This is a genomic window from Cellvibrio fontiphilus, from assembly GCF_042646205.1.
In the GTDB taxonomy this organism is placed as follows: domain Bacteria; phylum Pseudomonadota; class Gammaproteobacteria; order Pseudomonadales; family Cellvibrionaceae; genus Cellvibrio; species Cellvibrio fontiphilus_A.
The window spans coordinates 131715-149972 of record NZ_JBHRTF010000002.1 but is presented as its reverse complement, the minus strand read 5'-3'; the positions used below and the strand labels follow the sequence as shown (position 1 = coordinate 149972).

At 51.3% G+C, this 18258-nt stretch carries 15 protein-coding genes; 4 read left to right on the top strand and 11 right to left on the bottom strand.

Annotation, left to right across the window (positions count from 1 at the left end; all coding sequences use genetic code 11):
* Window positions 1-84: 84 nt before the first annotated feature.
* The 7 genes from ACFODX_RS02550 to ACFODX_RS02520 form a co-directional block, all read right to left on the bottom strand.
* On the bottom strand, window positions 85-732 hold the full coding sequence (locus ACFODX_RS02550; RefSeq protein ID WP_378115742.1) for an OmpW/AlkL family protein: 648 nt from the start codon (window positions 730-732) through the stop codon (window positions 85-87).
* 163 nt (window positions 733-895) lie between these two features.
* Entirely contained in the window at window positions 896-1426 is a 531-nt protein-coding gene (locus tag ACFODX_RS02545; protein WP_378115740.1) for a DUF1993 domain-containing protein, read from the bottom strand.
* A 12-nt stretch (window positions 1427-1438) separates the two neighbouring features.
* Entirely contained in the window at window positions 1439-1966 is a 528-nt protein-coding gene (locus tag ACFODX_RS02540) for a BLUF domain-containing protein (protein ID WP_378115738.1), read from the bottom strand.
* A gap of 119 nt (window positions 1967-2085) precedes the next feature.
* A complete protein-coding gene (locus ACFODX_RS02535; protein ID WP_378115736.1) occupies window positions 2086-2937 on the bottom strand; it encodes a class I SAM-dependent methyltransferase in 852 nt (283 codons plus the stop codon).
* 176 nt (window positions 2938-3113) lie between these two features.
* Complete coding sequence (locus ACFODX_RS02530; RefSeq protein ID WP_378115734.1) at window positions 3114-4556, bottom strand: glycoside hydrolase family 30 protein; 1443 nt, start codon at window positions 4554-4556, stop codon at window positions 3114-3116.
* Complete coding sequence (locus ACFODX_RS02525; protein ID WP_378115732.1) at window positions 4553-4750, bottom strand: hypothetical protein; 198 nt, start codon at window positions 4748-4750, stop codon at window positions 4553-4555. Before ACFODX_RS02525 ends, ACFODX_RS02530 begins: the two co-directional genes overlap by 4 nt.
* Window positions 4726-7344, bottom strand: coding sequence for a cellulase family glycosylhydrolase (locus ACFODX_RS02520; protein ID WP_378115730.1), 2619 nt, complete (start codon window positions 7342-7344; stop codon window positions 4726-4728). The genes ACFODX_RS02525 and ACFODX_RS02520 overlap by 25 nt, the downstream gene beginning before the upstream one ends.
* A 328-nt stretch (window positions 7345-7672) precedes the next feature.
* On the opposite strand from ACFODX_RS02520, the gene ACFODX_RS02515 reads away from it, so the two are divergent.
* Window positions 7673-9529, top strand: coding sequence for a carboxypeptidase-like regulatory domain-containing protein (locus tag ACFODX_RS02515; protein WP_378115728.1), 1857 nt, complete (start codon window positions 7673-7675; stop codon window positions 9527-9529).
* A 101-nt stretch (window positions 9530-9630) separates the two neighbouring features.
* Here the strand turns inward: ACFODX_RS02515 and ACFODX_RS02510 are convergent, their stop codons facing one another.
* From ACFODX_RS02510 to ACFODX_RS02495, 4 genes are all read right to left on the bottom strand, one after another.
* Entirely contained in the window at window positions 9631-10344 is a 714-nt protein-coding gene (locus ACFODX_RS02510) for a hypothetical protein (RefSeq protein WP_378115726.1), read from the bottom strand.
* Complete coding sequence (locus ACFODX_RS02505) at window positions 10301-11152, bottom strand: alpha/beta hydrolase (RefSeq protein WP_378115724.1); 852 nt, start codon at window positions 11150-11152, stop codon at window positions 10301-10303. The genes ACFODX_RS02510 and ACFODX_RS02505 overlap by 44 nt, the downstream gene beginning before the upstream one ends.
* A 174-nt stretch (window positions 11153-11326) precedes the next feature.
* Window positions 11327-11803, bottom strand: coding sequence for an REP-associated tyrosine transposase (locus ACFODX_RS02500; protein ID WP_378115722.1), 477 nt, complete (start codon window positions 11801-11803; stop codon window positions 11327-11329).
* 390 nt (window positions 11804-12193) lie between these two features.
* Window positions 12194-14314 (bottom strand): carbohydrate-binding protein, encoded by a 2121-nt coding sequence (locus tag ACFODX_RS02495; protein ID WP_378115720.1) that lies wholly within the window; start codon window positions 14312-14314, stop codon window positions 12194-12196.
* Window positions 14315-14327: 13 nt separating this feature from the next.
* Between ACFODX_RS02495 and ACFODX_RS02490 the strand changes: the two genes are divergently transcribed.
* The 3 genes from ACFODX_RS02490 to ACFODX_RS02480 all read left to right on the top strand — a co-directional run bounded on the left by ACFODX_RS02490 (window position 14328) and on the right by ACFODX_RS02480 (window position 18209).
* The gene (locus ACFODX_RS02490) at window positions 14328-14522 is read left to right on the top strand and encodes a hypothetical protein (protein WP_378115718.1); all 195 of its coding nucleotides are present in this window, start codon (window positions 14328-14330) and stop codon (window positions 14520-14522) included.
* Window positions 14523-14740: 218 nt separating this feature from the next.
* A complete protein-coding gene (locus ACFODX_RS02485) occupies window positions 14741-15955 on the top strand; it encodes a helix-turn-helix domain-containing protein (protein WP_378115716.1) in 1215 nt (404 codons plus the stop codon).
* Between the two features lie 25 nt (window positions 15956-15980).
* Complete coding sequence (locus ACFODX_RS02480) at window positions 15981-18209, top strand: TonB-dependent receptor (protein WP_378115714.1); 2229 nt, start codon at window positions 15981-15983, stop codon at window positions 18207-18209.
* Window positions 18210-18258 lie beyond the last annotated feature (49 nt).

Sequence of the window (18258 nt, the reverse complement as noted above, 5' to 3'; positions counted from 1 at the left end):
AAATCCGCCATGCACATGGGTAAAAAAATCCCGAACTGAATCCATCAGTTCGAGATAAGCAGAATAAAAAACGTGAATTTTTATTTAAAAGGAATAAGCGGCGCCGAGCATAAATACCAGCGGGTCAATCGCCACGTCCACGCTCGCGGCGTGGTTGCCATCCACGTAAATACGCGCGGTGGTTTCTATGTCGATTTTCCACACGGCTGCATTTAAATACCAATGGTCATTCAGTTGCAGGTCAGCGCCTAATTGCAGTGCGAGGCCGGTGGAATCCTTGAGCGATATATCGGTAGCGCCATTCAATGCGCCATCCAGAGTGGCGCTGCTGCTGGTATCAAAAAAGGTGGTGTAGTTGAGGCCAATGCCCGCATAGGGTTGGAATTTGCCTTGGCTCAGCGGGTAATACTGCAGGGATACCGTAGGAGGTAAGTGTTTGGTGCTGCCTATATCCACGCCTTTCAGGGCGCCGCTGCCCACTATGTCGTGCTCAAAGGGCAGTGCGGCCAATACTTCAACACCGATATGGGGTGTGGCAAACCAGGTGCCGGAAAAGCCAAGGCCGGTGGCATTTTCCACATCCACCCCGCCGCCTAATACGGTGCCGCTGCTGGCATCGGGTTCGACTTGTGCAACACCTACACGTACTAAAAAATCACCGGCTTCATGGGCTTGTGTAAAGGGCGCAACGCAGCCGCTACCGATCACCAATGCCATAATTAATTGACGCATTTTCGCTTCCTCTGTTGTTCACTCTTCGTTAATCACAGCGGCAGTGTTACGAAAATTCACAGAGCGAAAATTGATATATATCAAGCAAATTTGGCGAATGAAAAAATAAAAAAGTAACTGGAAATTATTTGATGTGACGCAAAGTTCCGTCGCGGTTCAGCGGTTAAGGCGGAGTGTTTTCGACAAACGAAAAACCTTCAGGGTAGTGATGGTAGCCATCAAAATCGCCTTTGCTGAGCGGTACACCAGCATTGCGGGCGATGGCGTAAGCCATGCTCAGGTGAAAGAAAAAATTGGGTAGTGAATAGAGCTGTGCATATTCCAGTGCCGGCAAATGCAATTGGGTAAAACCGGCCTTATCGCTAATGATGGTGGTGGCGTGAATAAAATCGCTCGCCGGAATTGCCTGTAAATACTCGATGGTCTGGCTGATTTGTAATTGCAAGCCGGCGTAAGTTTCGTCGCTATTATCAAAACTGATTCTGGGGCGCGAGCTAAGCGGGCAGCAACAGCGCAGCGAGAAGTTAGCGGCAGTGCGCACTTGCGCCAGCAGCGGCAACATGCCCGGGTATAGGCTCTGTTGCAGCAGGCTGTTATCGCCACCGGTATGGCTATCCATTTTTGCCAGCATGGTTTTTAACTGCTGCAAATAGCGGCAAAAAATAATCGCGGGATTAATACTGTGGTTGTTCATGCTCGGCGTCTGTTAACGGTTAAATAGACGGCGCCAACCGGTTTTGGGCGCGCTGGTTGCTGCAGTTGTGGGTGCAGCGGTTGGCGATTCTTTACTGTGTTCAGCAAGCTCACCTGACTCATCGGCCTGCTGGAAATAAATTAACAAACGCCCCACCATTTCGCGATCATAATCAAACGGCGAAAACTCTGTCAGGCTGTGTTGTGCCAAAAAGTCGCGCAATTTTTTTTCAGTGGGCAAATACTTCATGCTCCAGTCCTGAAATAAGCGGCGCTTGGTAAAACCTTTTAATAAAATTTTGGGGTTTTTATGGCGCGGGTCCAGGCAAATCCGCTGATAGGTTTCCACCACCGCATCGCGCTGGCCTTCCAAACATTGAAAGAAATAACCGTTGCCGTAATAGAGCACACCACCCACTTGCGCGCGGGTATTATTGCGGCGCGACTCGGTGAGAATTCGCCCCACCTCCAGTTCAACACCCTGGTTTGCCGCATCAAATGTTGCTTCACTGGCATAGACCAGCCTAACTAAATCATCCACAAATATTTCCTCCAGCGCCTATTGAACACCCGGTTTTGGGTGCAGGCTCTTCAACAACTGATTCGGACAACAGCCCGCGTTAATGGTGCCCATAAAAAACCATTAACGCGGCAAAAGGTTTATTTCTTTTTAAATAACAAGGTCACGCGGTTGGATTCGCCAATCATGCGATTTTGGTTTTTCTGCGCTTCAGTGCCGCTCAAGCTCGGCAACAAACGCCACACATTGTCATCCGCTTGCGGTTGGTCTTTGGGGTTTTTGTTGATGTCACTGCTGCCCACAAATTCAAAACCGGCGTCAGTCATGGCCTTGATAATGGCTGACTCTTTCAAATAACCGCGGCTGCCATCGGCCCAGGCATCGGGTTTGTCTTCGCTCATGGCATGTTGCACCACACCTACCACACCACCCGGTTTTAATACGCGATGGGTTTCCGCCAGCGCTTGTTTCAGGTAATTGCCTTTGGCGTCAAAACGCGCGAGGTTGTGCAGGGCGCGGATAAACAACACTGCATCGGCCTTGCCGGTCAATTCGGCGGGTAAATTGGCAAAAGTGTAGGCTTCGGCCTTGGCGGGGCCCCAACTTTTAGCATCGCCGCTCCACTGCGCAGGCCAGCCTTTGCGTTTTTCAATAAATTCTGGAGTCGCAAAACCGCCAAATTCCGGCCACATGGCAAGGCTGTAATCCACCCCGATCAAGCGACCGTTTTCGCCCAGATAGGGCATTAAAATTTTGGAATACCAACCATCCCCCGGCAGCGCTTCCACCACCGTATCACCCGGTTTAATGCCAAAAAACGCCAGGGTTTCCACCGGGTTGCGCGCAGCATAACGGGCCTGGTGCTCAGCGGGCAGGCTTTGGGTAATGGTTTGCAGCTGTTGTTTATGTTGATCGTTCAAGCCGCTCAGGGCGCTGTCGGTAGCGCAGCCGTGAAGCAGTATGGCCGCCGCCAGTAAGGCAATTTTTTTCATGGATGAACTCCTTGCAATTTTTGCATTAATAAATGGATTCGTAATCCGCATCAAAACGGATGTCCATTATTCGCCGATTTTTACAGAGAGATAATTATTTTTTGTAAAGCAGGAGGGATTTTTTTGCAGGGAAAGCCAAGCTTGCCAGGCAGCAAGCTTGGTTGTCTGGACGGGAATCAATACACCAAGGTCTGCATTGCATGTGCAGGGATGGCGACATTGGTTTCCATATCGCCAATATAGAAGCGATAGTTAATCGCGCTGTCGCTGTTATTCATTACCACGGTAGCGAGAGAATTGTCGCTGTTGATAAATGAAGTGACTTGCAACAGGCTGCGGCTGGCAACAGCGCTGACGCGTTTGGCGTTGGGGCGAATAAATTTGGAGAAGTGTCCCAGATAATAATAAGTGGGTGTGTAAATTAGTTCGCCATTGGTGTCGGCATGAATAGGTGCAAAGCAAAAATTGCCTACGTGGTTGGGGCCGCCGGTGTGATCCAGCAAAATATTCCAGTCAGTCCAGGCCACGGCGCCGGCATTAAAATCGTTGATGATGGAATCGCCGTAGCGTTCAGCATTCGGCCAGTAGTGATAGCGCTCGGCATTGAATTTTTCTACTGTCGCTTCGGTGAGCAATAAATTCACATTGGGGTAAGCCTTGGCAACTTCGGCAACGTTGCTGTACATGGGTTTGCCGCCGGTCCAGGTTTCATACCAGTGGAAACCAATTCCCCACACATATTGCGCTGCTTCCGGGTCGCCCATAATGGTGTTGGCGCGATGCACAATTAAATCGCGGTTGTGATCCCACACAATAATTTTTTTATCGCCCATGCCGGCTTTTTTTAATGTTGGCCCCAAATGATTTTTTAAAAAGTCGCGCTCTTCCGCGGCGGTGAAAATCATGGATTCCCAAGTCTGTTTGGCCATGGGTTCGTTTTGCACCGTCAGCCCCCAAATGGGAATGCCTGCTTTTTCATAGGCCTGAATAAATTTCACATAATAATTGGCCCAGGCTTCGTTATATTCGGGCAACAATTTGCCGCCCTGTAACATGTTGTTGGTGTCTTTCATAAACGCCGGTGCACTCCAGGGGCTGGCGTAGGTAGTAATTTCACCGCCTGCAGCTTTGATCGCCTGTTTGATCATTGGAATGCGATATTTTTTATCGGGCGCTATATCAAAGGTTTTTAATTCCTTATCGCCTTCTTTGATGTAAGTGTGACTGCCGCTGGCAAAGTCGGAGCTGTGAATGGTGGTGCGCAACAGGCTGTAGCCGATACCGTCTTTTTGATCGTAATAAGCTTTTAAAAATTCCGCTTTTTTCTTGCTGCTGAGTTTGGCGTAAGTTTCGGCGCTGGCATCGGTAATGGCGCCGCCAATACCCAACAAGGTTTGGTATTGTTTTTGTGGGTTCACAAATATTGCAATGTCAGTTTCCGGCGCTTGCTGTGCGGGTTTAAGGCTCAGGTTTTCACCCGCGGTCAAACGCAGTGTGGTGTCTTTGGCGGTGGTGTAAATGCTCAGGGTTTTGCCTTGGCTGTCGGCGGCCAGGCTGGTATTGCTGGCTCCCGCTACCGTCAGGGCAAGCAGTAAATGCTGTAGTGTTTTTTTCATCATAAATTTCTCTCGGTTAACAATCGCAAAAAAACAAAAACAAAAACAAAAACAAAAACAAAAACGAAAACGAAAACAATAAAAAAGCCTCCTGCCGATGGATAACCAGCGGCAGGAGGCAACAGGGCTAACTCAGAAATAAAGTTTTTTGCCAAACATCCGTGATCAACATTTACTGCGCCTTGATGTTGATCCAATTGAGGTTCCACTCGCGCCCAATCGAGTTGAGTTTGAGGGTGTAATTGCCCGGTTGCAGCGCAATGGCACCGCTGCTTTGGGTGATATAGGTCTGCCAGCCGCCGGTAGCCTCCAGGATTTGGGTATCCACCACCGCACCATCAATCAGCGCTTCAAAACCGCTGCTGCCGGTTTGTGATGCGAGGCGATACTCGATGAGGTAATTGCCAGCGGTTGCCACTTTGATTTTGTATTCCACAAAATCGCCCGGTTCAAAATGCCCCACGTTTTGGCCACCGCCAGTGTCACCCGCATTTTCGGTTTGGGTGCCGCTGTGGGCAGTGTAATTTTCTGCCTCGATTTTGGCGGGCACCGCCACGTAAAGCACAGGTGTATTTACCGGGTTGCTGGCATAACTTTCGGCGATGTTATTGCGCGCCGTGACCGAGTAGTAATAGGTCAGATCCGGGTTGAGGTTGGTGTCGGTGTAGTTGGTGGCCGTCAGGTTTTCGGCGATCAAGCTACCTTTGTTGCCCGCTGAGGTAGAGCGATACAGGTTGTAGCTGATGCCCGTGCCCGGTGTTGCCGCCCAGGTGATGTTGGCGCTAGTGCCATCCAGTGTGAGGCTCACACCGGTAGGGCGATCCGGGTAGTCGAAGACATCGTTGTGTTCATCGGTCACTAACCAGTGGGCCAGTCCTTCATGGACGTCGTAACCCACAGTGCCGTAACTGGTGAACAGGGCTTCAATCTCTGCGATAGGCGCGCTGGTAAAGTCCACCTTGCCGGCGTTATCCACCACATCTTTTCCGGCTACCGGCTGGTCTTCGATCAGGTAAATCTCGGCCCAGGTATTGGTGCTGCCATTGCCCTTAAACACGCCGCTAAAGCTGTAGGTTTGGCCGCCTTTTAAGGTGATTTGCTGGTAGAGCGCGCCATTGATTTCACCGTTTACTCCCTCAGGGCGGGTGATATGCAGGAAGGCGCCATCACTACCGGTGGGGGCTTTGCTGGCATCGCTGGCGTTGTAGTTGAAGTGGAGCGAACCGCTAATGGCGAGTTCAGACCAGCCGCCTGCGGCGCCAAAGTTGCCGTTGGCCAACAGCTCCTCGTTGGTGGCGGTGTTTTTCAGGCTGATGCTGTCAAAGGTCACGTCCGGGCTGGCGCCGCCGTTGGCACCGGTTTTAACCACCAGATAATAGGTTTTATCCTCGGTGCCGCCGGTGGTGATGGTGGTGGCTTTTTTAGCGCAGGCCTCGGCAAAGCTGGAGTCCCAGTTATTGCAGTCCCAGGTACTGGCTTTGGTGATCATGCCCACGCCTGTGTCCAGGTTGGTATTCACCTCGTTGGTCACCATGCCCCAGAGCCCATTGCCCTGACCGCCGGCAACCGTCACCAACTTGTAGGCCCAACTGGTGGAAGCCCAGCCGTAGTTGGCATAGGTGTCGTAAGTTGCGCGGCCAATTTTGCCGCCCAATTCCAAACCGGCGCCCTGCCAGGGTTGGAATTCGCCCATCAGCATGGGGGTTTGCAGTTCGGTCAGCTTGGTGTTCCAGAAGCACACACCGCCGGTGCCTTCCTGCCCGCATCTCAACCAGTCGCGATGGATGTCAAAGTGGCTGTCGCCCGGTCTATCGCCAAACAAACCGGGGTAGGGGTGCAGTTCAAAGGCGACGTTGGTCATGCGCGCGTCCGCCGGGTCACCGTAGGCATCGATACTGCCGTAATGGCTGGGCAGCATAATGATGTGTTTGTCGTCGATGGCGCGAATGGTGTCGTACAGCTCGGTAATACGCTCGGCCATGTCCTCGGCGGTTGAACCCCAAGGCTCGTTCAGCGGGTCATAGGCGGCCACTGCCGGTTCATCTTTGTAGCGGGTGGCTATCTGCTCCCACAGCCACTTGGTGCGATCCTGGTATTCGCTGTTCGTCCAGTACTGATTCTGGCCGGAGCAGCCGGTGTGATCGTTTGGTGTCTGGCCGCCCAGGGCGCCGTGTAAATCCAGAATCACATAAATACCGCGTTTTTTGGCCTCGGCGATACTCCAATCCAAATAGTGCCAGGCATCGGCGCGCAGGGTTCTGGGGTTCTTTTCATCCTCAATCACGCTCCACAAAATCGGCAGGCGCACCACATTAAAACCAAAGGCCTGCAACTGATCCCAATCGCGCTCCTTGATCCAGTTGTCGCGGAAAAGTTTGATCAAGCGCTCTTTTTCCGCGTAACCAAAACGCTCGGTCAGCTCGGCTTCCAGCGTACATTGGTCATGCACACCATTGCCGCCCTGGCCCATCATCCAAAATTCCTGCACCAGCCAGTTACCCAGGTTGGTGCCCTTGAGGCAAACCTGATTGCCGCTGGCTTTGACCCACTTGGTGCCATCGGTTTTCAGCATGGTCAGGCCTTCGCCGGCCGATTCGTCACAGGCTGCAACCGGTGCGGCTGACGAAGACGAAGAGGAGGATGACGAGGCCACTGATGATGTGGAGCTTGATAAATTGGTTGAAGCGCGAACCCCGTGATCACTGCCGCCGCCACAGGAGATCAGCCCGAACATGCAGGCCCCCAGCAGGGAGGTTGTGAATAGGGGGTGAGGAGTTTTGTGTTTAGTCATATCGGATTCTCTTATGTTTTTTAGGCTTATTGTTGGAGCTGCGCGACAGTGAACTTCTGCGCAGCTATTGCCGCCTGAATCCTGACCCAATCAACCGGTGCTTGCGCCCGACTAAATTTATTCGAACGCAAAGAGATAAAACTGGCACCGAAGGGCTGTTTTTATGGATGAATAAGTGCTGTGGTTTTCGAGTAAGTTTTGAAGGTTTTTAGTCGAACTTTCGCAAAAATTAGCCTGAGCGTTGAAAAATACCTACTTGACCAGCTTTTGGGGGGCGAAGACCTCCGCTAGGCTGTGCCCCCTGTGATATGACTTATATGGAAGCACCATGATCAGTAAAAACTATCTGCTTATTTTGAGTTTGCTGTTGTCAGCCTGCGGGGGCGGTGGAGGGGGAGGTTCCAATAAATCCAGCGCTGCCAGTGTACTGGTGTCGATATCGGCAACGACCGGCGGCAGTGTTTCTCCATCGGCATCGAGTATTCCGCTGGGGACATCAGCCAGTTTTACTGTGGTAGCGGGCGAGGGTTATAGCCTCGGGACTATTCAAGGCTGTAATGGCAGCCTGCAAGGCAATAGCTATGTGACGGGCAACCTGTCTGCAAGCTGCACCGTAAACGTAGTATTTGTGCGCAACGCCTACCAGGTATCGGCAGTTGCAAATGACGGCGGCAGTATTGCGGTCAATCAGGCAACTATCCTGCACGGCGATACCTGGAGCCTGCTGTTGCAACCTGACACCGGATACCAAGTGGAATCGGTTAGCGGTTGCGGTGTGGGTAATCTGAACGGCAATGACTATACCTCGGCGCCGGTAACGGGCAGCTGCCAGCTATCGGTTCAGTTCGCTAAAAAGAAAGTGACAATATCTGGCTTGGTTGCTACAGGGGCCGCGCTGGCAAACGCCAGGGTGGAGGCCAAATGTCAGGGTGGCTCAGGTTTTAGCAGCACTGTGACCACCAACGCACAGGGCGAATTTTCAGGGCAGGTTGTAGCGCTGGATTTACCCTGTGCTTTGCACGCACACACGGAAAACCCTGCGATAAGTCTACAGGGGGTTGCGGTACAAGCAGGGCGAGTAAATATTACCCCCTTCACCGATATGACCCTGACGCTAGCTTCCGGCCTGCCGTCGCCTGCATGGTACGAACAAGGTTCAGTAACCGATATTTTGCCTTTGTTGGCTGACGCACAAGCCCGGCTGCTCGCCTTGTTTAAATCCAATGGTTACGCGTTACCGCAAGGTGAGTTCAAGCCATTTGATGGCGAATTGGTAATTGGCGATGCGTGGGACATGGTTTTGGATCAGTTAGCGACAGGTATTCGGCAGACAGCTGCACTGGACTATATGAGCTTGATGCATGAATTGATAGCAGGACAAACCCATAAGTTCCCCTTGCCGAAAGGTGATCAGGAGCAAACTGCCGAGGCCTGTTTTAATCCGCTGCTGTATCAGTTGCGCACTCAGGTTCATACCAAACGCCATGTATTTAGCCTTGCTACCTCGGGTTTGGAAAATCACAACCTTTTCGAGCATCGCTTGGAGAATACCCGCTCCATGCCAGAGGGAGCGGGCAATCTTTTGGTTCAAGAGCATCAAATCAAAAGTTGTTTCAGTACTGCCAGCGATCTGTCAAACAAAACCTGCTGGGGTACATTTGGGTATCAACTTAAATCAGTAAACCCGAGCGTCAAAACGGTTGCTGAACTGGCTGCAGGCTATGAGCAAAATCCCGAACATAACACGCCTGATCAAACTCTCCGCAACGTTGTTTTTGAAGAAACCTACAGCCCGCAGAGCAACGAAATTCGCTATCGCTTTCCTGCTGGCATTAAATTCAGCGAGACCTTTGAGCAAAAAAGTAACTTCAGTTTTTATACCATTTTTGATGAGAACGACCTTCTGGTACAACAATCGGAAAGCACAATCACGCGCACTCGCCAATTCAAGGGCATAACAAGCATTACGCGAGGTGGCAAAGTCTATGAAGTGTGTGAATTTACCGTGGAAGAAATTAAATCTGTGAAGGAAGGGTCAACAGATACCGCAAACCCCGCCGGGGATTCCAGTCGGAGTTACTCACAATATTTTTTAGTGGGCGATGGTGTTGAGGTAACCGATCCAGCAATAACGTCGATTATGATTGATGGTATAGAGGTATACACCAATCCGTTCCAGCGGTAGCGCTGATTTTGCACTGCGCATTTAAAAACGCCGGAAAATTTTGCCGGCGTTTTCACATTCAGGGCGATGAAAGGTGAACGCTCTATAGATTCTGGTAAGGCTTATTCCCCCGGCAAAAATACTCCTAACAGCGCAAGCGTTAAAAGCGCCGCACCCAAAAAAATCCAAATGCAATTTGCCCAGGTAATTGAGCGGTTGGATTTCCCTTGTGGATCATTACAACTCACATTAATTGCCCGCTGGGCTTTGAAAAGCGCAAAGCCATACAAAAATGTTAGTGGTATAGGCATAAATGCCAATAAGTCCCCCACAGCGCCCGCTGCAGGAATACGGTCAATAATATTGGAGGCCAACAGCGCCGCCACCCCTAATGTCGCCCATAAGCCCGGGTTCCAGGCAAAGTCCTTTTCTTCCGCCTTGAGGCGTATATCAATTACAGAAAATAGTGTGTGGGTGAAAAATACTGAAAAAATCGCTCGCATAACCGGCATAGGATCGCGGTCGTCGTAAGCAACCTTGTACAGCGCCCAATTCTTGTAATGCCAATAAACGCCATACATGCCAAGGGTAAAAAAGAATAAGGTAAAAAATTTCACCGGCGATACCACATAAAAAGCCGGCTTCACCGAAGCTACATCAGTATCAACAAGGTTTGCTTCTGGTGCGGCGTAGATATTTTCTTGCATAAGTACATCCTGTGTGTTGGTTGGATTATTTATGAGGACTGCTTTGTCGAATGGGGATGGCTTTCCCGCGGTCTGCTTTTCAGTTCTAGGGCTGAATATCCTTCCAAGCCCAAACAAGACCTTGAGCATAGGCTGAGGCCTTTGCGCCCGCATGAGCCATATTCTCCACTCTGTAGTTCATTAGCTGCAGGTTTGAATCCTTTCTGTTTTTAACTTTGTCTTGGAATCCAGAAACGGATGTTACAAAGGCTGGTGCTTCATTTGCACCATGAGAGATAAAAAGCCGACCGCTGAACTTGCTGTTTGCCTTAAAGAATTTATCGTCCAGTTGGCTGATGTATTCATCGTCCCAAGACACTGCCGGGCTAACGGCAATACACCGTTTAAATAGATCTGGCTCACTGTACATGGCGTAGAGTGCGAATAGCCCACCAAACGACCAACCTGCAATAGCGCGCTGAGTTGAATCAACGCGATACTCACTTTCCACTTTGTGGATAATCGTTTCTTTAATAAACGTCAAAAATGCTTCACCACCGCCCGAATCACGAACAAAATTTTCGTCCTTCGTTGGTGTTAAATCCTTGGTGCGTAGCACCGTATAGTTGGGCTTCACGCCGGCATAGGTAATACCAACCATCACCAGCTCTGGTATAGCTTTGTCGAAGGCCAGATCCTGGTAAATGGAATTCAACAATGGCGCGTCCCACTGAGCATCCGTGTAATAGAGTATGGGGTAGCGTTTGTTGGGTGAGTTTTTATAGCTAGCGGGCAGTGATATCACTAACTCATAAGCAATTCCCTGTGGTGATTTTATTGTTACTTTGTGAGTAAGGGGCAGCTCAAAACTTGTTGTGGAATTTAACTCGGCGGCCGAAGCACTTGCCGCTAGGATTGCGCAGAGAAAAAATAAAAATATGATCCTTAAATTAAGCATTATGTAATCCTTGAATTTTTTCCTGATGAGGAGCGAACCGCCTAGGGTAGGCGGTTTGGGGTGTGGGCAATATACAGTTTATTACTTTGTCCGCAATCCTGATGTTTTTGGTGTTGCAAGGCTGGCGGGGAATTGGTGGGGGTGGGGTGTCGGAAGTCGCTTCGCTCTTCCAACCTACGGTTCTGTGTTGGGCCAGTGTTGGGGGTAGAGGCCGTTTTGGTGGTAGCGGTGAAATGAGGAGTATGGCCAGTCTTTGACTTGGGTGACCAGGCCGTGTTTTAGCGGGTTGATGTGCACGTAATCAATGTGGTGCCGATAATCGGTTTCAGATTTGATAGTGTGTTCCCAAAAGCGTCGCTGCCAAATGCCGCGTTCGCCTTGTCGTTGGCGGGCGATTGATAGGAGTTCTCCGGCAGGGATGTTGCGGTTAAATTCCTTTTTTATTTCCCGCCAGCGACCAGAATAATCGCTATCGCCCTCGGGCAGTGTCCAGACCGCATGCATGTGATCTGGCAAAACCACCCAGGCATCAATAATAAATGGTCGCTGTCTTTTTACCTTGGCGACTGCGTTACGCAATTGCGCAACGTAATCCACCAATAATGTTTGCCTGCGATCCAGCAAATTCACGGTGAAAAAAATAAGTCCCACCCGTCACATAATTGCGCCGATAAACCGACATAAAAACCTCCCTGTAAAAAGTCGCAAATCATAATGCGTAGGTTGGAAGAGCGAAGCGACTTCCGACACAAACTCACGATCAAGGCAAATTCCGACACAAACTCACCATTAAATCGACTTTCGACACAAACCCAAGATCAAGGCAATTTCCGACACCAAACATAATTAAATTTATTTTCCAAGTTTTTAATTTGTTGTTGGTTGTGGTAGTGATTTTTCGGGCGTGGCGATTTGTCGGAAGTCGCTGCGCTCTTCCAACCTACAAACAAAAAAGCCGATGCATTGCTGCATCGGCGAAAGACTGTTGTTAATTAATTGCGTTAACAACAGGGCTAGAGAGAGAAAGTTTTTGCTAAAAAATTACAGCGGGTTTAATTGGAACCAGTTGATATTCCAGCCGCCTTTTCTGACAAAAATCGATAAATCCTGTTGCCCCGCGTTGAGGTAAACAGTGGTGGAAAGGGTTTGCCAGTTTTGCCAGCCGCCGGTGTTGGGCACGGTGATGGTGCCTAGATCCGCGCCGTTTCTGCTGAGCACTAAAATGCCGCCGCTGTAGGGTGATGCCACGCGCACTTGCAATGTGTAATTGCCGGTGGCGGGTACGTTGATGGGGTAGCTCATCCAGTCGTTGTCGTCGGTGCTGCCGGCATTAAAACCGCCGCCGGTATCACTGGTGGTTTCCATGCGGATGCCGTTGTGGTCTTTGAACATTTCCGCTTCTATGCGTTTGCCCACTTCCGGTTTCCAGTTCATCCAGGTGGCGATGCTTTCGTTGCGCACCAGTGGTTGTGTGCTGAATTGTTTAAACCAGTTTTCAATTTGTGTAGCGCTGGCGTTGCTCACGTTTAATCCGCCCATGCCGCCGCCATTGCTGCTGTTGGTGACCATGCCCCAGTTCCAGCCGCTGGTATCGCCGTTGGAGCCGGTAGCTGAGGTGGTTTTCCAGGCCCAGTTAGTCGCCGCCCAGCCGTAGCTGTTGTAGATGTCGTAGGCTTTGCGGGTCATTTGGCCACCGTAGCTGCCGAGCAGTGTCCAGGGTTGGAATTCGCCCACTAAGAAGGGGGTTTGCAGGCCGTAGATTTTGTTGCGCCAATCGCAGCTTTCACCGGTGCCGTTGGCATTGCAGTGCAGCCAGTTGGCGTACATGTTGGCTTGGCCGGCGCCGTAGCTGGCGGTGTCGTTCCAGCCCCAGAGGCCGGGGTAGAAGTGCATCCAGGTGGAGACGTTGGTCAGGCCGCGGCTATTGGGGTTGCCGTAGGCGTCTATGCCGGAATTGTGGCCGGGCAGCAGGATGATGGTGTCCGGGTCTTTGGCGCGCACCACGTTGAACAATTCATAGGAGCGATTGGCGAGGGTGGTGGCGTCTGTGCCCCAGGGTTCGTTGAGCAGGTCATAGGCGACCACGGCGCTACGGCCACGGTATTTCTGCGCGATCATATCCCACAGCCATTTGGTGCGGTCCCAGTAGCTCGCGTTGGTCCAGAGTTGTGCCGGGCCGACACAGCCGTCGTGCTGTTCGCCATTCGCTGCTTGCCCACCGACTGTGCCGTGCAAATCGAGGATGGTATACATGCCGCGTTTTTCGGCTTCGTTGATCGCCCAATCCAAGTATTGCCAAGCGTCGCTGCGCAGGTTGTAGGGGTTGTATTCGTCCTCGATCAAACTGTAGAGGAAGGGGATGCGCACCACGTTCATGCCCATGGCTTTCATCATGTCAAAGTCGCGCGCGGTGATGTAATTGCTGCGGAAGACTTTCATCAAGCGCTCTTTCTCGGCATTGCCAAAACGCTGCGCCATGACCGATTCCAGGGTGCATTGGTCATTCACCGCGCCGCCGCTGTGGGAGATGATACCGCCCATCATCCAGAATTCCTGAATCAGCCAGTTGCCCAGGTTGGTGCCGCGCAGATCCACGCGCTGGTTAGTGGCGGCGTTCACCCAGAGGTGGCCGTTTTGTTTAACGCGCGGCAGCGGTGTCCAGCTTTGGGTTTGCACCGGTACAACCCGGAACCAGTTGAGGTTAAAGCCGCCCGCATTCACCTTGATGCCAAAGCGGTGCACGCCGGCGGTTAAATTGATGCGCTGGCTGACCGTCTGCCAGGTTTGCCAGCCGCCGGTAGCCGGCAGGTTGATGCTGCCATAGGCTGGCGAGCCGCCCGCTTCTTCAAAGGTGATGTTGCCGCCACCGCTGGGGCTGGCAATGCGATATTCGATGTCATAAGCGCCGGCAGTGGCGATATTGACCGGGCTGTTGCTGTAGGAAAGCCAGTCGTTGGCATCGATCCAGCCGACATTCTGGCCGCCGCCGGTATCGCTGGTGTTTTCCAGTTGGATGCCATTCATATGACTGTAGGCTTCGGCCTGTATGGTCGCCGGCGGGTTAACTTGGGCATGGCTGGTGAAGCTGAAGAGCAGGGCGGAGAGGCCCAGCACCAACACTGGGCAGCGGCGCGCAAAGGCGCCGGTGGTTAATGGTTTCATGGTGTCTACCTGTATGGCGATTATTGTTGTAAAAATTATTGTTATTCGGATTGCCGTTTGTGCGGCGATGGATACAGCGTCTGTCGTGCCAGACCCGTACATCCTGGGGGCGGGGATAAATACTGTCGTTCGAGGGGCGGGAATGATGCAAAAAAATGTAAAGCGAACCCGTTCGAACAAAGAATCATTGCTCGAACGCGGCGCCTGAATTTGCCTTGGTTCGCGCGTGACACATCACCAACAGCCGGTGCCGGCAGCGGGCGCGCCACTTCAGCGCAAGGGCAGATTCAGGCTGGCCCAGCGCTGGCGGTTTCTATACTATCCCCTCCACAACCAAGGCGCCTTCAACCGCGAGACCAACCACCCTCTCTCGGCACAACCCATCAACCACCGGCGGCGTCACAATAAAAACACCTGGGGAGCTCTATGGATTTTGTAGTCTTCAATTTTCACGACGTTATTTTGCTCATGACCGCCATGCTCTGCGGTTTTTTTGCACTGCTGTTGATCGCCACCAACCCACCCAACAATATCAGCAATTATTTTCTCGCCGCGTTTTTGATTGCCCATGCTTTTATCCCGCTGCACGAATTAATCTTGTGGGGCGCCGATTTCAAACTGCAGGTGCGCGCCCATGCACCGGGCATTTATTTTGTGGGCGGCTTTGCCTACTACCTGGATGCGGTGCTGCTGTATTTTTATGTGAAGTCGCTGGTGTTTCGCGATTTCCACCTGCGCCCCAAGGACTACCTGCACCTGCTACCACTGGGGCTGTTTGCCCTGTTTATGCTGCTGGCCTTCTACCGATTCCCGGCGGCTACGCGCCTGGAGTGGATCAACAGCGAAGCTTTTGTGTACAGCCTGGGTTATATCGGCATGGATTTCTTTTGCAAATTCCTACGTGTCGCCTACTGCGTGGCAGGCTTTTTGCTCATCTACAAATACAAGGACATTCTGAAAAACACCCATTCCAATATTGAGAAGGTGGATATTCTCTGGCTCAAAATTCTGGTGATGGGCTTTTTGGTGGTCACCGCGATGGAGGCTTTTTTGGCGCTCTCCAAAGCGATTGGTTTTGCGACCGGTTTCGATTTTCTGGCCCCGCACCCCAGTGGCAATATCATTGAATACATTGGTTTGAGTGGTTACTACGCACTGTTTGTTTTGGTGTGCACCCTGGTGTTTACCAGCATGCGCTACTTCAGCAATTTTGAAGCCGTGCGCCAAAAAGACAGCAGCAATGGCGCGCGCGAATCGGCTAAGAAAAATGCGCAGGAAAAACTGCTCAACCCGGAATATGCAGAAAAAATCGACAGCACCATGCGCAGCCAAAAAACCTATCTCAACCCCGAGCTGACACTGGATATGTTGGCAGAGAGTTTGGCGATACCGGCAAAAGATTTATCCATGATTATCAATCGCCATTTCAATTTGAATTTTTACGAGTTCATCAACGGCTACCGGATCGAGGAGGTGCAAAAGCGTTTAATCGATCCCGCCAATAAGGACAAAACCATCACGGATATTTATCTGGAAGTGGGGTTTAACAGTAAATCGGTATTTAATACCTTCTTTAAAAAACTGGTAGGGAAAACACCGTCTGAGTATCGCCAAAACCCGCAGGCGGCGGGTACTAAATAATTTCACTACTGGAGCGAGTAAGAACATGATCAACAGCCGCAACGCACACAAAAACAATCGCGTAACTCCCTGCACCAAAACTCCACTTGCGCTTGCCTGCGCACTTTTGCCGCTGATGGCAGCGCCGGTATGGGCCGCCACCGAATCAGCCGCGCTGGAGGAAGTGATTGTCACCGCCGCCAAACGCGAACAAAGTTTGCAGGATTACGCCGGTGCATTGAGTGTGGTGAATAATTTTGAAGGCGTAAAATCAATCAGTGATATAGCGGCACAAGTGCCGGGTTTAAATATTGTGGATGCCGGCCCGCGCAACCCCACCGGGTTAATTATTCGCGGCCTGCGCATGGATGAAATTGGCTCTGGTGATTTGGGGGGTGACGGTTCACTGGTTGCCAGTTACGTAGATAACCTGCCGCTGCAAGGCTATTTTGTCCCACCCTCTTTTAGCTTGAAAGATTTGCAACAAATCGAAGTGGTGCGCGGCCCGCAGGGCACCCTCTATGGCAATGCCTCGGTGGGCGGTTTAATTCGTTACGTCACCAACAAACCGAATCTGGAAAAATATTCGGTGCGCACCTCGGCGGAAATTTCCCAAACCAAACACAGTGACGATTTGAGTTACGACACCGATTTGGTCGTGAATACACCGCTCATTGATAACACCCTGGGCTTGCGCTTGCTGCTGGGTAAAACCGACAACGCCGGTTTTATTGATAACCCCTATTTATTAAGCGGTGAGCAAGAGGACATCAACGACGATCAAAACAAACAAGCGCGCATCAGTTTGCTCTGGCAAGCCACGGATAATTTTGCGCTTAACAGCAGCTATCACTATCAAAAAATAAATGTCGGTGATCGCCAAGCTGCGAATGAAAGTTTTACGGAAGATGACTACACCGCATCCAGCCGCTATTTGCAACCTATGGAAGGCGAGCTGCAGCTGGCGAGTATCGACGCCACTTATGAGATGGGTTTTGCCGCCCTGACCGCGAGCGTGAATCACTACGACTATGCGCATAACGAGCGTGCAGATCAGACGGATTTGTATATTGGTCTTGATCCGAATGTTGAGTATTACAACTTGTACGAAGATCTCTCTGCCTACAACGCCAGCACCGTGGATGTAGTGAAAGACAGCGCCGAATTGCGTTTGGTATCAGACAGCAACCAGCCGCTGCGTTGGTTGGTGGGCGGTTTTTATAGCCGCGATGACCTGGATGTTTATATTGGTGATTACACGCCCGGGTTTGGCGAATTTTTGGGCGCTGAATTGCCCGGCGATTTGGAATACCTGGCTACCCAAACCGAAACGCTGGATGAATATTCCGCCTACGGTGAAATCGCTTACGACCTAACTCCGCAATGGGAAGTCAGCGCCGGTACACGCTATTTTAATTACGACGATAAATTGGAAGTGTGCACCACCTTTTTCCCCTCGGATGGCACACCCAGTTGTGAACGCGGCGACGATAATACCAATGACACTCTGGGCAAAATCGGCACGCGCTATAAATTCACTGAGCTGGTAAATGTGTATGCACAATTGGCCGAGGGTTATCGCCGCGGTGGCGCTAACCTCACACCGCCCGATGTAACCACCAATCGTTTTTATGCGCCGGATAAAGCCACCAGCGCCGAACTGGGTTTGCGCAGCGAGTGGTTCAAAAAACAACTGCAATTTAATGCGGCGCTCTTCTCTACCGCTTGGGAAGATATTCAGGTGAGCACCACCGCAGAGGATGATGGCCGCTCAATTCTCGCCAACGCCGGTGATGCGCGCTCCCAGGGTGTTGAATTGGAAGTTTATGCACAATTACCGGCCGGTTTCAGCCTGCGCAGCAATTACACTTTTATCGATGCCGAGTTGACCGAAACCGTGGCCGATATTGCCGTGTTTGACGGCGACCGTTTACCCGGCTCACCGCGTCAGCATATGAGTGTGGTGCTGGAATATGTGAAGGCAATGGGCAATGCAGAATGGGATGGCAGCCTGAGTTTTCAACACATGGGTGACGTGACCACGGCGGTAAATGAAAACTTTGCCAATTACCAACAGCTGGATAGTTACAACACCGCCAGTGCGCGCCTTGGTGTAACGCTGCGTAATTGGCGTGTGGGTGCCTTTGTGAATAATATCGCCAATACCCGTGGTATTACCGGCGGCCGCGCCGATGATTTTTTTGGTGAGCAGGGCCAATTTGAATACGTGATTCGCCCGCGCACTGTGGGTATGTCGGTGAGCTATCAATATTAATCCCCGTTAATTTCGATTTGTTTTTTCTGTCGCTTTCCGGGATGAAGGC

Bases quoted from the DNA above. Each gene is read 5' to 3' on its own strand.
- ACFODX_RS02515 (WP_378115728.1), top strand. From the start codon at position 7,673: ATGATCAGTAAAAACTATCTGCTTATTTTGAGTTTGCTGTTGTCAGCC.
- ACFODX_RS02505 (WP_378115724.1), bottom strand. From the start codon at position 11,152: ATGCTTAATTTAAGGATCATATTTTTATTTTTTCTCTGCGCAATCCTA.
- ACFODX_RS02530 (WP_378115734.1), bottom strand. From the start codon at position 4,556: ATGATGAAAAAAACACTACAGCATTTACTGCTTGCCCTGACGGTAGCG.
- ACFODX_RS02550 (WP_378115742.1), bottom strand. From the start codon at position 732: ATGCGTCAATTAATTATGGCATTGGTGATCGGTAGCGGCTGCGTTGCG.
- ACFODX_RS02495 (WP_378115720.1), bottom strand. From the start codon at position 14,314: ATGAAACCATTAACCACCGGCGCCTTTGCGCGCCGCTGCCCAGTGTTG.
- ACFODX_RS02510 (WP_378115726.1), bottom strand. From the start codon at position 10,344: ATGCTCAAGGTCTTGTTTGGGCTTGGAAGGATATTCAGCCCTAGAACT.
- ACFODX_RS02485 (WP_378115716.1), top strand. From the start codon at position 14,741: ATGGATTTTGTAGTCTTCAATTTTCACGACGTTATTTTGCTCATGACC.
- ACFODX_RS02520 (WP_378115730.1), bottom strand. From the start codon at position 7,344: ATGACTAAACACAAAACTCCTCACCCCCTATTCACAACCTCCCTGCTG.
- ACFODX_RS02535 (WP_378115736.1), bottom strand. From the start codon at position 2,937: ATGAAAAAAATTGCCTTACTGGCGGCGGCCATACTGCTTCACGGCTGC.
- ACFODX_RS02490 (WP_378115718.1), top strand. From the start codon at position 14,328: ATGGCGATTATTGTTGTAAAAATTATTGTTATTCGGATTGCCGTTTGT.
- ACFODX_RS02545 (WP_378115740.1), bottom strand. From the start codon at position 1,426: ATGAACAACCACAGTATTAATCCCGCGATTATTTTTTGCCGCTATTTG.
- ACFODX_RS02480 (WP_378115714.1), top strand. From the start codon at position 15,981: ATGATCAACAGCCGCAACGCACACAAAAACAATCGCGTAACTCCCTGC.